General features: G+C 37.3%; 11 protein-coding genes. 5 read left to right on the forward strand and 6 right to left on the reverse strand.

What is annotated here, in order from left to right:
- Window positions 1–21: 21 nt before the first annotated feature.
- A complete protein-coding gene (locus ASE92_RS13380) occupies window positions 22–1,884 on the reverse strand; it encodes an ABC-F family ATP-binding cassette domain-containing protein (protein ID WP_056850614.1) in 1,863 nt (620 codons plus the stop codon).
- Window positions 1,885–2,560: 676 nt separating this feature from the next.
- Here ASE92_RS13380 and ASE92_RS13385 point away from each other — a divergent pair.
- Window positions 2,561–2,872, forward strand: coding sequence for a hypothetical protein (locus ASE92_RS13385; RefSeq protein ID WP_056850615.1), 312 nt, complete (start codon window positions 2,561–2,563; stop codon window positions 2,870–2,872).
- 175 nt (window positions 2,873–3,047) lie between these two features.
- Here the strand turns inward: ASE92_RS13385 and ybeY are convergent, their stop codons facing one another.
- Both ybeY and ASE92_RS13395 read right to left on the reverse strand, forming a co-directional pair.
- Entirely contained in the window at window positions 3,048–3,485 is a 438-nt protein-coding gene (ybeY, locus tag ASE92_RS13390; protein WP_056850616.1) for an rRNA maturation RNase YbeY, read from the reverse strand.
- A gap of 144 nt (window positions 3,486–3,629) precedes the next feature.
- Window positions 3,630–6,995 carry a DUF4175 family protein gene (locus ASE92_RS13395; RefSeq protein WP_235527372.1) on the reverse strand — a complete coding sequence of 1,122 codons (3,366 nt, stop codon included), beginning with the start codon at window positions 6,993–6,995 and terminating at the stop codon, window positions 3,630–3,632.
- A gap of 483 nt (window positions 6,996–7,478) precedes the next feature.
- Between ASE92_RS13395 and ASE92_RS13400 the strand changes: the two genes are divergently transcribed.
- Window positions 7,479–8,981, forward strand: coding sequence for a family 16 glycosylhydrolase (locus ASE92_RS13400; protein WP_056850617.1), 1,503 nt, complete (start codon window positions 7,479–7,481; stop codon window positions 8,979–8,981).
- Window positions 8,982–9,104: 123 nt separating this feature from the next.
- Window positions 9,105–11,474 carry a phosphocholine-specific phospholipase C gene (locus ASE92_RS13405; RefSeq protein ID WP_056850618.1) on the forward strand — a complete coding sequence of 790 codons (2,370 nt, stop codon included), beginning with the start codon at window positions 9,105–9,107 and terminating at the stop codon, window positions 11,472–11,474.
- 141 nt (window positions 11,475–11,615) lie between these two features.
- Here the strand turns inward: ASE92_RS13405 and ASE92_RS13410 are convergent, their stop codons facing one another.
- From ASE92_RS13410 to ASE92_RS13420, 3 genes are all read right to left on the reverse strand, one after another.
- Window positions 11,616–12,191, reverse strand: coding sequence for a DUF2911 domain-containing protein (locus ASE92_RS13410; protein WP_056850619.1), 576 nt, complete (start codon window positions 12,189–12,191; stop codon window positions 11,616–11,618).
- A 41-nt stretch (window positions 12,192–12,232) separates the two neighbouring features.
- The gene (locus ASE92_RS13415; protein ID WP_056850620.1) at window positions 12,233–12,418 is read right to left on the reverse strand and encodes a hypothetical protein; all 186 of its coding nucleotides are present in this window, start codon (window positions 12,416–12,418) and stop codon (window positions 12,233–12,235) included.
- A 74-nt stretch (window positions 12,419–12,492) separates the two neighbouring features.
- Window positions 12,493–14,988, reverse strand: a complete 2,496-nt coding sequence (locus tag ASE92_RS13420) for a glycoside hydrolase family 9 protein (RefSeq protein ID WP_056850621.1) — start codon at window positions 14,986–14,988, stop codon at window positions 12,493–12,495.
- Window positions 14,989–15,097: 109 nt separating this feature from the next.
- Here ASE92_RS13420 and ASE92_RS13425 point away from each other — a divergent pair, with 109 nt between their 5' ends.
- Both ASE92_RS13425 and ASE92_RS13430 read left to right on the forward strand, forming a co-directional pair.
- A complete protein-coding gene (locus ASE92_RS13425; RefSeq protein ID WP_056850622.1) occupies window positions 15,098–15,724 on the forward strand; it encodes a TetR/AcrR family transcriptional regulator in 627 nt (208 codons plus the stop codon).
- Window positions 15,721–17,040, forward strand: a complete 1,320-nt coding sequence (locus tag ASE92_RS13430; protein ID WP_056850623.1) for a TolC family protein — start codon at window positions 15,721–15,723, stop codon at window positions 17,038–17,040. Before ASE92_RS13425 ends, ASE92_RS13430 begins: the two co-directional genes overlap by 4 nt.
- Window positions 17,041–17,044: the final 4 nt, after the last annotated feature.

Raw genomic sequence — 17,044 nt, forward strand, 5'->3', positions numbered from 1 at the left:
ACGACTATAAAATTATCTTTTTTACTCTGATAATTCTAACCAACGCATTGTATAACCATCTTGCTTAATTTTTAGCTTTTCAATTTCATCCGAAATTTCCTGAATTTTAACATAATCTGAAGCAGTTATTTTTAGTAAACTTTTTGTCAATTCAGCTATTTTAATTTCTGCATCTGCCATCCCTTTTTCGCATTCATCAAGTTCCTTTTGTTCTTTGAAACTCAATTTTTTGACGCTTTTAAGTGGAACTTCAGCAGCGATAGGGCTGGAGGTTTTTTTGACTTCGATTTTTGTTTTAGGTTGTTCTAAACTTAAACGATACTCAGAATAGTTGCCATTATATATTTTTACTACCCCTTCACCTTCCATAATAAATAGCTGATCACTCATCTTGTCTAACAAGTATCTATCATGAGAAACTAGCATTAGAATACCAGGAAAGTTTTCTAAAAATTCCTCAAGTACATTTAGAGTATCAATATCCAGATCGTTTGTTGGTTCATCCAAAATTAAGAAGTTAGGATTTTGCATTAAAACCTTCATCAAGTTCAAACGCTTCTTCTCACCACCACTTAATTTTTCAACCATGCCATGTTGTTTCTTAGGCGGGAAGAGGAAAAGCGTTAGTAGGGCAGAAGCAGTAATAACAGATCCATCAGCCATCTTAATATACTCAGCGTCTGATTTCACAATATCAATTACCCGTTCTTTAGGATCGAAAGCTAAACCTCCTTGTTTGTAATAACCAAAAACTGTCGTTTCACCAGTATCAACTGTTCCTGCATCTGGTGCTAATTGGCTAGTAATTATATTTAATAAAGTAGATTTTCCAGTGCCGTTTTTACCTGCTAAACCGATTCTGTCTCCTTTTTTAAAGGTATAGCTAAAATCATTAATAATTGGACGACCATCGAAAGACTTAGCTATGTGATCGATCTCGATAATTTTACCACCCTGACGAGACATTTTCATTTGGAGGTTAATAGTCTGATTGTCAGACTTTTTCTTTGTTTTTTCCTCCAAATCATAAAAAGCATTAATCCTAGCGTTAGACTTCGTTGCACGAGCCTGTGGCATGCGTCTCATCCACTCTAATTCTTTCTTCAATAGCTGCTGATTCTTATGTTGAACAGTAGCATCAAGCGCTTCTCTTTCTGATTTCTTCTCCAGATAGTAAGCATAATTCCCATTATAATTAAAAATCTTACCCCGGTCTAATTCGACTATTGTATTGCACACATTATCTAGAAAGTACCTATCGTGTGTAACCAGAAGGATGGTTTTTTGTCCTGTAGTTAGGAGTTTTTCTAACCATTCAATCGTGTCAATATCCAAATGATTGGTTGGCTCATCTAACACTAAAATTTCAGGATCTTCAATTAATAGCTTTGCTAAAGCTAAACGTTTCTTTTGTCCGCCAGAAAGAGTTGCTATTTTTTGTTGAAGATGAGTAATCCCCATTCTATTCAAAATGGTTTTTATTTCATGTTCATATTCCCAGGCATTGTGTTCGCTCAGTTCTTCATATAAACGATTAAGCGTTTTCTCGTCGGGATTTGGATCCTCAATTAATTCCTCATACTCCTTAATCAGCTGTTGCTGTTTATTTTCTAGAGAAAAAATATGGTCGCTTATAGAGAAACCTTCAGTGAACTGTGGTTCCTGATCCAAAAAGCCGATTTTAACTGCTTTATTTTTAACAATTTTGCCTTCGAGCGGAGGGAACCTTTCTGCTAATAATTTTAAAAGTGTACTCTTACCAGCGCCGTTAATTCCAACCAACGCTACCCGCTGACCAGAGTTGATACCAAGGGTTAAATTTTTAAATAGCCATTCATCATGATAACCATGACCTAAGCCTTCTGCCGCAATTAGTGTGCTCAATTTTTTTGTATTTCGGTTTTATAAAGGAAAATTAGTGCAAAAGTAAGGATAAAATATTTGGTAGGTTGTATAGATATCTCAAAGCAGCTATGTATCAATCAAAAATGGCAAAATATTGATATGTAATTAGCTGGTGAATTGCAAACCGATGAAATAAGAGATCATAAAGGAGTTGCTACATGAATTGCAAAAAACGAAAACAGCGACTGGAATCGCTCCGCCGCTGCTTCAATCATTAACTAAAACTAAACTTTATCTTTTGAAAGGATTAATTCCTTATCTTATATTTTATATTGAAAATCCTGAGCTTTCATTTTAATATAAGACTACATTCTGATTGTATTGTTGCAGCTGAATAGCCAGAAATATACCAGCATGGGTAATTTATCGACCAACACTGTTAACTATCAGACGAACAGAAAAAATTATTTGAAAATGGTTGCTGTCAAAAAGGGAGTGCGTCTTCACGCTTCTTTCCTGGGCCAACAGTAGATGTTTATTTTATTCTAAATTTTCGGTAAATTGTAAAAACCAACAACTATCATATTATGAACCGACCATCAAAATTTATAAAGCCCGGAGAGCTTTTACGAGTTTATTCTACGATCATAGTTAATGAAGTAACAGCCTTAGAATACTATATTTTGTAAAAAATGGCTCCCAAATATTTGCCACAATGGATAAAGTTCAAGGAAGAAGGGCACATCCAGTAAATTTTAAAAATAATACACTAATTTTTGACGCCGATAGAGACGGGAATAAGGTCTATAGATTTGTACTTGGTAAATTAGTTGTTGGCCAGATTAAAAAGCTGAAATCATTCGAATATAAAAACCTAAGCTTTGATACGGCATACCTTCAACATGCTCAAGTTGATAAAATTTACACGGCTACTAGGTTTGAAGATAAAGTATATCAAATGATGGATATGGTAGATCTACCTCAACCAACAAAATATTTGGTATTTAATGGAGCTAAATGGCCGTAGACCATATTTCCGTATTTGATAGAAGATGCAAGTTCGAGCTGTTACAAGGTTACATCAAGAGCCTGGAAAGGTAAATCATTTGACGTGGATTGTACAGGAGTTAGCATCAATAAATATGGAGGAAACTCTGCCAAAATCCTGGTACAAAAAAGTGATTCTCCTTTGGTATTGTTATTTATAGAAAATTTAAATCTACTCTGAAGCTTAAATATTCATTTTCTTTTTGTGTCATTAGCGTTTTTGCTGCTTTACCCTTGTCTTTATAGCCCAGTAAGTGCAAAGTTCCATGGATCATGATGCGGCAAACTTCATCAAATTCTGTTGTTTTGAAAGTTTTTGCATTTTCTTTTACACGTTCAATGCTGATGAAAATATCACTGACAATCAACTTTTCCTCATCAGAGTTGTCGAAAGTAATAATATCAGTATAAGTGTCGTGATTTAAATACTGTTGGTTAATACCTAGTAAATATTCATCGCTGCAGAAAATGAAATTGAGTTCCTGTAATCTAAAGCCCTCCTTTTCAATCGTTGCTTTAATCCATTTCTTAACCTTAAGTTTTTGAGGAAGATTGTAAGTAACCGATTCTGTAAAAAATGAAATTGCAGGCATGTGGATATGTTTAAAGCCGCAAATTTAAGAAATAAAAATTAGGGGAGAATAGAAGTTATGCATGAGGCTGTCATACTGAATTCATTTCAGGGTCTTTCTACATTTCGATGCTGAAATGAATTAAACATGAGGGATTGATTTATCCTACCTCACCATATTCAATGATTTCAAATATTCGGCGATTTTATTTTTATAATAATAATTCAAACCAGGAGGCAATTTCTGCAACATATCGTTTCCATTTTGTTGTTGCTTTTTAAAGTCATCAACCATTTTTTGGTAAGATGGTGGAAATTCCTTCGCTGCTTTACTCTCTCGTTTTGAATCCTCTTCCTGGTCGCGTTCTGCTTTTTCTGCTTCCAAAAGCTTGGTTAACAAGTCTTTCTGTCTATTTAAGGTTTCTTGCTGTAAACGTTTATTCACCAAGTCGCTTTCTGTTTGCTTCATTTCCTTAATGGCCTCATTTAGATTGCCCATTTTTCCCGAACCGTTTTTATTTTCTTCACGGTTGATTTTTTCCAAAGCCTGGCGAATCATCTGCTGTTGCTGTGCCATTTTTCCAAACTCCTGGCTCATTTCGCCTTTGCCCGCCTTGCCTTGATTACCCCCAGATTTTTGCATCTGCTCACGAACCTTTTGCATACTTTTATTTAGCTGCTCCTGCATTTGCGAGAGCTGCTTCATACCCTGTTTCTGTTTTTTGCCACTTCCAGGCTTCGCGTTTTTTTGCATGTTCTGCAATTGATTCAAAGCCTCACTCAACATCAAACTCAAATTGTTAATTGATGTCATGGTATACTGCTGATAGCGATTGGCCTCTGGAGTTCTTCGCTCGCCAAGACTTTCCAAACTTTTATCAACATTGAAATTAATCTTATTCATCTCCTCGTTCACCGTCGATTCAATTTGAGGAACACGCTTACTCAACGCGTACAAACTGTCAGCGATGGTTTTCAGGTTATCTTTAATGCTGCGTTGCTTTTGAACGTTGCCAATATAGGATGGATCAGCTGAAGTCATTTTTTTTAAAGTTAACATCACCTTTTCCTGCTCAAAAGAAGTATTCAGCAAGTTTTCAAGGAGCTTACGTAACTCTTTCGCATTTAGGTTGTTTTCCATTTCCTCGCCTTGCTGCTGCATTTCGCTCATTTTTTTCGAAAGTTTTTCCATCTGCTCACCAGCTTTTTGTTGCTTCTGACTAGCGCCTTTCGAATCTTTTTTATCTAGCGCATCCTTACTATCTTGTTGATCTTTTTCAATATCCTGCAGCTCTTTTTCAGGGTTTTCGAAGGGATTAGGTTTTTCTAACGACTGATTTTTGTCTTCCAGTTTCTTCAAATCATCCTTTAAATCCTTCATTTCCTTATTTAAGGCATTCTGCTTTTGTTTAAGCGATTCGTTATCTTGCTTTTTATCAACCGTTTCCTTGCTCAGTGCCTTTTGCTCTTTAGCCAATTCATTTAAACGATCGATGTCGTTTTGCAAGTTTTGCTCAAATTCTAGCTGTTTGTAAAGTTCTAAAATTCTGTCGAGTTCATTTTTGAGCGTTTTATTATCCAATTGCATCTTTGAAAGTTCATTTTGCGTTTGGTCTTTATTTTTCTCATTCATTAGGTTTTGAAGTTTCTTCAAAAGCTCCTTTGTTTTTTCATCCAATACATGATCAAATAAATCCTTAATCTGCTTTTGCTTCTCCAAAAGCTCTTCTGTTTGCAATTGGTCTTCCTGCTGCTGAATATTTTTATCGTTTTGCTCTTTAATTTGTTTCACTGCCTCATCCAGTTGTTTTTGTTTATCCAGCAAAGCCTCAATTTGCTTTTTATCTTCAAATGAGATCTGCTTTTTATCGATTAAGCTTTCGGCAACTTTTTTACTCTCTTTTTCGACAGTATTGGCTAAACGAATAGCCGATTGTACTTTTTGCTTTAACGCCTGGCTGTTAGCGCTTACTTGCTCAGCTGTTTCTTTTTTTGTAGGCTGCTTAAATGTTTTAATCTCCGAACGGGTAATTTTTGAGCCATTAACACCATCATTATCAGCTACTTCAAAATAATATTCTATTTCTTGGCCAGGCTTTGCCAATGCCGATTTTAAATCCCAGAAGAAGAAAAATCTATTTTCAGTTATATTGGTTTTGATAGAGATATTTTTGCTGACCGTACTAATTACCTTATTGTTTTCCCTAATGTTATACTTAAAACTCAATCTACTAAAACCATAGTCATCCGTAACCTGTCCACTGAAATAAATGGCTTTATTGCTAATTGAATCGGGCTTTTCCTCGATTTGAATAGCTGGAGATTGATCTTTAATTACCGTAATTTGATGAGATAGAGAATCCGAAAGCGTTACAAAATCATTTTTTGGGCTAATGCTATATTTTGAATTATTGCGGATCGTGGCATTAAATGCTGATTCATCATCATCCACCTTCAACACAATTTCTTTACCATTTAGCGTAAATAGCAGCGAATTGCTTTGGCCGGTTTTGAAACTCCAGGTCACACGAGTTCCTTCGGGTAGAAGGATATCGCCAACGTTAGCAATCACCTCAGCTTTTTTGCCTAAGTAAGATGGATAATTTAAAGTTGCCGATGCATTCAATAACTCCGGACGAGGCTTCACGGTCACCATAAAAACTGAAGAACTAAATCCGCCGCCTTTAAAAATCAGTTTTTTATCACTCTGAATATTTTTAATGTTGTAATTGAACTGGCTGAGGGTTTCCTTCTTAAGTTTATAAGTGTTTTTTCCATCTTCAACATAGACTTCGGCAGGCAATTCATTACCAGCCAATTTCAAATTTATCGTTACATCATCGCCCTGCGTAACAGCTAGATTTTTGTTCAAAACCGTGAAACTAAAAGGTGCATTCGGAGCAATGTATTCATCATATTTGAAGAAACTATTGGTTCCCTCGCGAAGAATGGCAGGTGCAATCAGGGCAATTAATAAAATAATAGAAAGCGGAACGAACAGGTATTTCAAGTATTTCCGATTATCGTTTATCCGAACGGCGGTATAAAATGGTACGGGTTTCAACTCCAGAATTTTCTGATCGATGCTCGCCATAATTAACTGATTATTTTCTGGCAAATTTTCGGAAAGTTTATGGAGTTGTAAAGTATTTAAAAGCTTGTCCTTAATATCGGAAAAGTGGTTCCCAATAATTACTGAAGCTTCGTCGAAAGACAGATGTTTGCCTAATTTCAACATCGAGAGCAGAGGTTTTATAATTAAAAAACCTATCAATAGTAAGCCCAGTAATAAGTAAGCGAAGAAAATAAAAGTTTTTAAGCCTGCAGTTGGGTTTAGATAATATAGACTTAAGAAAACAAGCAAATACAAACCGAGCAATATTGCGGCGGCATAAATGGCACCACGTAAAATCTTATTTAAATAAAATTTACGGATAAATTCATCTATCTTCCTCAACAAATCGTTGTAATTATTGCTTACCATATCAACGTAAATGTAAAAATTGTTCCCATCAATTAAAAGAAACCCCATTAAGGTAACGCGTTTATTTCAAATTGTTTATTTGAAAGATATAATAAAGGTTTGGAAAACAATGTGTAGTGTTTCATGGAGGTTTTCAGTCCCGCTTTTTGCTGCTCTCGATGAAGAATCGGGATTCGCGGCAATCGGGTTTATTTAATAAAGTTTGTTGCTTTTGGCGTAACATCCACCCAAAACCCCTTCTATTTTAGAAAGAGAGCGGTATCTGCAAAGGCAATTTTTAAATCTATCATTGGCCTTATGGGTTAACCCACCCACTTAAATATTGGTTTCAATATTTAACAAGAACAATTCAATCCCTTCCTTATTTCAAGGAGCGGGAAGGGGTGGTTTTTCATTTCCGTTCGGCTTTAGCCATCGGCACGATTAATCTAAAAATATTTATCTTGGATAATTAATACAAAGGTTACATAGATTTTAAACTGGTATTCCAATAAAAATCTACTTTTGATTTTTTGTACAATCACCCCAAATATGAAACGAGCACTTATTTTAACAAGCATGGTATTTATTTTTACCACCTCTTTTGCCCAAAAATTTAACTGGAATAAAAATCAGGTGATTGCACATCGCGGTGCATGGAAAAAAAATAAATTTCCCGAAAATTCCATTGCATCCCTGAATGAAGCAGTGAGATTAGGTTGTTATGGTTCGGAATTCGATGTATGGATGACCGCCGATAAAGTACTTGTTGTAAACCACGATGGTGAATTTCAAGGTTTGACAATTGAGAAGGTTAAATATGAAGAACTTTTAACCAAAACCATGAGCAATGGCGAGAAAATCCCAACTTTAGAAGCTTACCTAAAAGAAGGTAAGAAACAAAAAACAACCAAATTGATTCTAGAAATAAAACCATCGCTAGTTAGCAAAGAACGAGGTATTGAGCTTACTAATGCCTGTATCGATATGGTTAAAAAAGTAGGAGTTTTAGATTGGACAGAATATATTAGTTTCGACTATGATTATTGCAAACGCATTCTGGAGGTTCTTCCAAAAGCAAAAGTAGCTTACCTGAGAGGAGAGATCAGCGCTGAACAAATGAAGGCCGACAAACTGACTGGCGTTGATTACCACTATAGCATCTATCAAAAAGATGGCTGGATAGAAAATGCACACAAATTAGGCTTAACAGTAAATGCCTGGACAGTAAACACTGCTCCAGAAATGCAATGGTTATTGGCGCACAATGTTGATTATATAACTACAAACGAGCCAGAATTGACTTTTGAAGAAATAAAAAAAGCACCAGTTGCATTAGGTTGGAAGTTAAAGTGGGCAGATGAATTTGATGACAAAGGCTTGCCGCTAAGCAAAAATTGGGGTTATGACGTTGGTGGAAAAGGATGGGGAAATAACGAGCTTCAATACTATACCGAGGCTGATACTGCCAACGCCAAAAATGTTAAAGGAAGTTTGAACATCACTGCAGTTAAAGCAGATAAAGAAACCAATAAATACACATCAGCCAGATTGGTGAGTAAAAATAAATTTGATTTCAAATATGGCAGGGTAGAGGTGCGGGCAATGTTGCCAAAAGGAAGGGGTTTGTGGCCGGCTATTTGGGCACTTCCTACCGATTGGAAATACGGTGGTTGGCCTAAAAGTGGGGAAATAGACATTATGGAGCATGTAGGTTATGAGCCCGATAGTGTTTATGGAACGGTACACACTGAGAAATTTAATCACGTACTTAAAACTCAGGTAGGCAAAGGCGTAAAGATAAATCCTTACAATGCTTATCATATTTACGCGGTAGAGTGGTTTAAAGACAGAATTGAATTTTTTGTAGATGATCAAAAATATTTAACCTTCAAAAATACAGGTAAAGGTCCTGCCGATTGGCCATTTGATCAAAACTTTCATGTGATTTTGAATTTAGCTGTTGGCGGAAATTGGGGAGGAAAAAACGGAGTTGATGATGCTATTTTTCCAGCAACGATGAAAGTGGATTATGTGAGGGTTTACCAGAAATAGGGTTTTAAATAATATTTACACAAATTGCGTTCATAAGTTTTTTACATCAAGAATTAAGACTCCCGCTAACAGACTCGCTACTTATTCATAACTTGCAGTATCTAAGCTATATTGGTATAATTTATGGGCTCACGTAGAGAATTTTTAAAAAAGGCGGCATTGTTCGCTGGGGCTACGGGTATGGCTGATGCCTTGCCCAGCTCGGTGTTAAAGGCTATGGCAATAAATGCCGAACCTGGTAGTACTTTTTACGATGCCGAGCACATCGTATTTTTAATGCAGGAAAACCGTTCCTTCGACCACATGTTTGGTAAAATGAAAGGGGTACGTGGCTTTAATGATCCTCATCCGCACATCCAGCCCGATGGTAATAAAGTCTGGCTGCAAAAGGACGGGCAAGGTTACACTTATGCGCCTTTTCACGTTGATATCAACAAAACGAAAATTACCTGGCAGGGTGGTTTACCTCACTCCTGGAACGATCAGGTTGCAGCCCGAAACGGAGGGCGTTATGATAAGTGGTTTCCTGTTAAATCGGCGATGACGTTATCTTATTATGATAGAAATGACATCCCTTTTTACTATGCTTTGGCTGATGCATTTACCGTTTGCGACCAACATTTTTGTTCATCTCTAACAGGAACAACACCTAATAGATTATTCTTTTTTACAGGGACAATTAGGGGAGAGAAAAGCGCAAACCGCGTGGCGGTAGTAAATAATGACCAGGCGGAATCGCATAATAACGTATTTGTAGACTGGCCAACCTTTCAGGAAACTTTAGAAGATAACGGTGTTGATTGGCGTATCTATCAAAATGAACTTTGGACTTCAAAACTTCCGGAGGGTGAGGTTGATGACTGGTTGGGCAACTATGGCGATAACCCTGTTGAATATGTAAAAAGGCACAATGTTAAGCTTTCTGCATATTTCAGAAAAAATGGCGATAAGACGGTTACACCGGCATTAACTCCCGAAGAAGTGCAGGCAAAATATGATAAATTATCCCAGCGGGAAAAAAACCTGATTGATAAGGCTTTCCAAACAAACATTAACAAGAAAGATTATTTGGAATTAGTGCCATTCACATTCACTAACGATGAAGGAAAATCTGAAACGATAAATATTCCGAAAGGCGATATTTTTCATCAATTTAGAAAAGATGTTGATAGCGGAAAACTTCCTGCGGTTTCCTGGTTGGTGGCGCCTCAGCGTTTTTCAGACCATACGAGTTCGCCGCTTTATGGCACCTGGTATGTAAGTGAAGCGCTGGATATTTTAACCAAAAACCCTGAAGTGTGGAAGAAAACTATTTTCGTTTTAACCTATGATGAGAATGATGGTTATTTTGATCATCAACCTCCATTCGTGGTGCCAAATCCAGATGACAAGTCAACCGGAAAGGTATCTGAAGGGATAAATTACGCAACAGATTTTGAGGGAAGAAAAAGCAGTCCGATTGGCTTGGGCTACCGTGTGCCCATGGTTATTGCCTCACCCTGGAGTAAAGGCGGATTTGTAAATTCGCAGGTTTTTGATCATACCTCTTCTTTAATGTTTATGGAGAAGTGGTTAAGTAAAAAGACAGGGAAAAACATCAAAAGCAATAATATTAGCGATTGGAGGCGAAACATTTGTGGCGATTTAACATCGGCTTTTCGGCCCTACAATGGAGAGGAAATTAAATCGCCAGAACCATTAAATCGCGAAGCCGTAGTCGCAAAGATTGGTAATGCAAAAAATAAACCGGCACAAGTTGGCCCAACTGCTTTAAACAAAAATGATATCGCGAAAATTAACAAGTTCGAAGCTTTTTCAAGCCAAACTTCCATACATGCGCCGAAGCAAGAACAGGGAACAAAACCTGCTTGCGCACTTCCTTATCAAATAAATGCAGATGCTTCTTTGGTAAACAGTGAGGTAGAGCTCACTTTTCAATCTGCAAAATCGCTTTTTGGAAATGAAACCGAAACTGTTGGTGTACCTTTTACAATGATTACTAGCGAAAGTTTCAAAGGCGTTAAAGGAAAAGTCTGGGCTTACGCCGTTAAATCAGGAGATAAATTATCAGAAAAAATTAATATTGAAGACTTTGATAATGGTGTATACGATTTCCGAATTACTGGTCCGAATGGTTTTTACAGGCACTTTACAGGTAATAAACAAAACCCGCAGATAGTGATAAAAGCAATGCCTGAACAAAGTGGATTGGTGAGCAAAAAGTTAACCGGTAATTTGATTTTTTCTATCGAAAACAGAAGTTCAAGCGCAGTAAGCATTCAAATTATCGATAACAAATACAAGACCGCCACCAGAACTGTTTTGCTTAAGCCAAAAGCCACCACCAATTTGGTATCTAACCTTTCAAAAAATGGCAATTGGTACGATCTCAGCATCATCAACATAGGCAATTCGATTTTTAAACATCGTTATTCAGGGAAGATAGAAACCGGGCAAATTACTACAAGTGATCCTTACATGGGTAATGCGTAAAAACAGCGCCCATTTAGGGTTGATGGTTTTGGAAAGGAATTATATTCATTTTGGTTAGATGTGCAGCAAAAAAGTAAATTTTTAAAGCTTCATTCGGATTGAAAAAAAAGCCCCGATCTTAGTCGGGGCTTTGATATTTTATCAATATTTATTCCAAAACGTTATTGGCAGCTCTGCCTGGGTTTTATCCCAGCCGATAATTAGATTTGCGCCACCTTCCTTTGCAATAAAAGTTAACGAAAAGTATTCTATTGGTTTTGCTAATGCCTTAACAGGTACATTTGTCCTTACAACATCCTTTGTTTCATCATAAGAAAAAGCGCCCCATTTATCGGTTTGGCTGTTTACAATAATTGTCCAGCTGTCTTTATTTGGAATCGCAAACAAACTATATGTGCCAGCTTTTATTTTTTTACCTCCAATAGTTACTTTTTTGAAAAATTGAACTTCGGTATTTTCATTAGCCCCGAAACGCCAAACCTTTCCGTACTGCTCTAAAACACCAAAAATATCACGACCTTTTCGTTGTGGGCGAGAATAAACGATTTTGATTACCGGTTTAGTGGCATCCTTCGCTTTTGGAGCATTTAAAGGAAAGTAAACTATATCTGCCGGACTCGGATCTGCCGCCGGAAACTTAACCTCATTTGAGGAACTTTCTTGAGCTTTTACTCCGAAGCACAAAAGAGCGAAAACAACAATGAATATTCTTTTCATTTGCTGTATGAGTTAGTAATGTTAAACTAATTCGGGATGGATTAGTATTTTCTGCCTTTTACTATAGCATTTAAAAATAAGCCTGCAGTTAACAAACCCAAAACGCCACCTAATAATGCGAAAATATAGTTCTGCGTAATTACAGCTCCAGTTAAAATTCCGAAGAATAAACCTAAAGCATAATATAACCAGTTGAAATTATTGCTGCTGTTTTCTTGTACACTCATGTTTTTTGTTATTTGGAGGCAAAGTTAATATTTATTTTAAAATTTGGTTCTTCTATGATTATCAATATTCATAATTAATTGTCAATTCTACTTAACTGGTAGCCATCTTTTTTCAAATAGCGGATTAAGTCGGGCAGGCGGTCGTAAAACTTATCCTTTCTTTTGGCAACAGTGCCAATGTGTAACAACAAATAAAATCCGTTTAATCCATTGGCCTTTTGTTCATTGAAGTTGGTAATGGATTTATAGATCTCTTCTGTTGTACGATAACTTGAGTTCATTTCAGGAAAGGTGTAATCTGCATTGGATCGCGTTCCTGGTGTAAAGTTGACAAGCTGCAAGCCTTTTAAACGGGTCCAGCTGGTTATCTTTTCATTGTACCATTCGTATGGAGGAAGAAAATACAATGCATCCCTTTCCTTAATCCCAAAACTAGCCATGGCTGCGTAATTTGCATCCAAATCTTCATCAAATTGTTTTTTGGTAACAAGTAGGCTGTCGCGATTTTTCCAATCGCAATAAAGCAAATGTTTATCCGAATGCGCTCCCAGATAATGCCCGGCAGACTTTAATCTTTTTATTAGTGATTTAAACTTCGGGTTTCTATAAAAATTTCCGGTCAGAAAGAACGATGCTTTTATATTTTCATCCTTTAGCGTTTGGAGTATTTTCTCTCCTCCATCAGCAAATTCATCACCTGTAAACACCAGCGAAACCTTTTTCAAAGTCGAATCTCCGCGAACATTAGCCCCTAAGCTATAGGTTTTGTTGCTGGCTGTTTTCGCCTGAGTTTCTTTTGCCGCCAGCAGGTAAATTAACGAAGCCGTACCATCCATGGTGGGTTCATTGGTACTGTAATCACCATAATCGTCGTGGTAAACAGCTAAGTCGCTTTGAAATTCGGCATATTCATCAGCCTCTGATAATTTGATGCCAATTAAACTATTATAGATGTTGGTGTAAACCGGGCCATCAACTAAACCTCCGTCGATAGGATAATTTTTTAAAAGGGTAAATGCCGAATGTGGGTCTGCTGGTGTATCACCCCAGTTGGGTAAACCATAAACCATGCTTGTTCCCCATGGATTACAACCAAAAATCCAATCGAAGTTAGCTTGTTCCAGTGTAGTAAACTCATTATCTCCCGTTAATTCTTCATACCATTTACATTGCATGGCAAAGGCCACGGTTAAATTATTGCTACACCAGATAAAAGGGACGCCCCGATAAAAGGCATTTGTTTTTGCCCTTGCCCAAACTTGCTCGATTCCTTCCTTATAATAGCTTTCAATTTTCTGTCTTTCTGCACCGGTGAGTTGTTTCGCAAGTTCATAATGACCGAGGTTGACGAAAGGATAATATTGATAATGTGCTGCAGTATCTTTAGCTAACCAGGGTGTTACTTTTTCGCGGTCGGCGTAAGCTAAGGCCGACTTAGATGCTTTTAAATCTGACTTTGCAAAGCCAACTGAAGCCAAAGCCAGTTCCATATCGTCAACCCAATTGTCTTCCGCATAAATATAAGGCGATTTAACAGATGCAGTTTGTGTAACACCAGGTTTTTGCAATGCGAAACTCAATGCCGAGTTCGCCTTCCTGGCAAGCAGAACCGAGTATTTCTGATCGGTACCCTTGAATAACTTTGCGCCTAAATTGAAAGCGCTGGCGAACTTTGCTGCGGTAGAACTTGTTCCCGTTGTGGCATTCAAAAATTTGCCACGTTGCTGCGGTTCACCATTGATGAAATATAGCGGGCGTTCAAAGCCCTTTCCGTATTGGCTATCTTCTTTCGGAATCCTCATCGAAATATGGTCACGGTCATCAGCCAACTGGTTAAACATTACTTTTTTCTTTGGATGCATTTTTAACAGCCAATCCAATCCCCATTTTGCCTCGTCCAAAACATCGGCTTTGCCGTTTTTTCCATCTAAACCATTGGCCTGTTTTTCATCGGTAAAAACAGCAGGAAAATCCCGATAGGCCATCAGTAAATGATAAGTGGCATTGGCCGAAGTGGTGGAATATTGGAGATAATCACTCGCATCATGCCAGCCGCCAGAAGCATCGAAATGGGTACTATCTTTTATTCCAGCTTTAGCGCCATATAGCGAAAAACCATCGTGGGTATGGCAGCTATCTTTTAAATAGGGATTAAAGCCACTCCTTTGCTGGCGCATGTAACGAAGACAAAAATCGGCCGCCCCTTTGTAAACATCATCATTAATAATAACTAGCGGTGATAAAACGCCATCGGCTTTGATGTAAAACCTCCCTGGTTTATCAAAGCCAGAAAAATTAATTCGTGCCGTTTGTTTGAAAGGACCATAGGCGCCAAACGGTTTAACGTTAAGCGAGGTGTAAACAACCTTTTTAGTTTTTTCATCTATCAACTCAAACAAGGCAGGAGTTTGATCGGATTTACTAGCCCAAACCGCCACCTTTGATCCGTTTACCGGATAACCGAGCAGGTTAATCCTGATCCAGCTTTGCTCCGGATTTTTATCCCGAAAGGAGAATAATGAAAAAATAATAAACAACATTAAAACAAGCAGGGATGTCTTTTTTCTCATAGCGCATTTTTATAGCCTTAAAATTAAGCTTTTATCAAGATAATGTAAAAGAAGTAGCATTACATTTGGAAGTTAATCAAACGATTGATTAATTTTGTGCCATCAAAAGATGAAGACAGAAAAAGTAGATAAAAAACAAGCCATTCTGGATGCAGCCGAAAAACTGTTTTGCGAAACAGGATATGAGGGCACGTCAACCAGGCAGATTTCGAAGGAATCTGGAGCCAACATGGCAATGATCAATTATTATTTCGGGTCGAAAGAAGGAGTTTTTATAGAAATAATGAATAATCGCATTGAGGGTTTCGCCTCTCAATTAAAGATTATTAATGAAGATAAAATATCGGCCTTAGAAAAATTGCACAAAGTGATTGAAGGTTATGCAAACAGGATATTTTCGAACATTGCATTTCACAAAATGATGCATAGAGAGCTTTCCCTTACTCAACGGCCAGATATGTATGATAAGATTAAAAATGCGATGAGTAGAAACATGTCGCTTCTGGACAGGATTATTATAGATGGAATTGAGGATGGAAGTTTCGGCAATGTTGATGTAAGGATGATTATTGCCACCATTATGGGAACCTTAACAAACGTTGTTATTGCTCCACATAAAATTTCTAAAGATAAAGCCATTGACTTATCTAACCCGAAAGAGAACAAAATTATTAAAGAGCGAGTAATCGCCCATTTGCAAAACCTTGTAACAGTTTATTTAACATCAAAAAAATGATACCCAAATCGATTAGATTAATGCTTGCGGCATCATTAATTCCTGCGGCCTTATTTGCTCAAAGCTCAAAGGAGTTAACCATCAATCAAGCTATTGAACTTGGCATTGCCAATAGTAAAAACCTAAAACTTTCCCAAAACAAAATAGACCAGGCGGTAGCGCAATTGGAAGTGGTAAAAGACAATGTACTTCCAACGGCCAATGCCAGCTTTATGTACAATCATGCCGAAATACCAACGCATACTTTTAGTTTAGGAGAAGGTACAACTGCCTTTAATTTACCCCGCAGAGCCGATGCGTTTGTAGGTACTGCAGCCGTACAGGAGCTGGTATATGGAGGCGGAAAGCTAAAATACGCAAAAGAATCGACCAAATTATTAGCCGATGTTGCCCGTTTGGATGCTGATAAAAGCAAAGAGGAGATTACTTATGCGGTAATTAACACTTACTATAACCTGTACAAAATTGAGCAAAGCAAAAAAGTGGTTCAGCAAAATTTAGAATCAATTGCAGCACAAATTAAACAGGCGCAACGTTTCTTTGAGCAGGGCATTGTGACTAAAAACGATGTATTGCGTTTCCAGTTGCAACAGGCAAATGTAACGCTTACGCAAATGGACATAGAAAGCAATCGCAAGGTAATTAACTATAATCTCGATATTTTGTTGGGCTTGCCTGAAGATACTGAAGTTAAAATTGTAGATCCATCAGCAGGTTTGAAAACAGCAAGTTCGCTGGCCGATTACATTAATCTGGCTATGGCAAATCGCCAGGAGTTAAAACAACTTGATGTTCAGAATAAAGTAGCCGATTATAACATCAAAACCATTAAAGCCAATACTTTACCAACCGTTGGCGTAGGTGCGAATTTGTATTACATCAATCCGAGTGGCAGTTTTATCCCGCCAGTAAATCAATATTTGTTACCAGTAACTGTGGGTGCAACCGTTTCATGGAATATTGGTAGCCTATGGACAAACAGAAATAAAGTGAGTGAAGCTAAAATTCAGCAGAGCGAAATTTCTATCCAGAAAGATATTTTATCAGACAATGTAAAAACAGACATCAATAAAAACTTTCAAAACTATCAGGTAGCAATGAACAAGATTCAGGTGTTGGAAACCTCTATTGCTCAAGCTACCGAAAACGATAAGTTATTGGCTTCGAAATATAAAAATAATGTGGCTTCAGTTACCGATAGAATTGATGCTGAAACTTTATTATATCAGGCAAAAATAAACTTAGAAATAGCAAAAGCCGACGCTGGCTTGGCTTACTATACTTTACTAAAATCAACAGGAAAAATAACGCAATAAATAC

Origin of the sequence: Pedobacter sp. Leaf41, assembly GCF_001422545.1 — a bacterium.
Classification (GTDB): Bacteria; Bacteroidota; Bacteroidia; order Sphingobacteriales; family Sphingobacteriaceae; genus Pedobacter.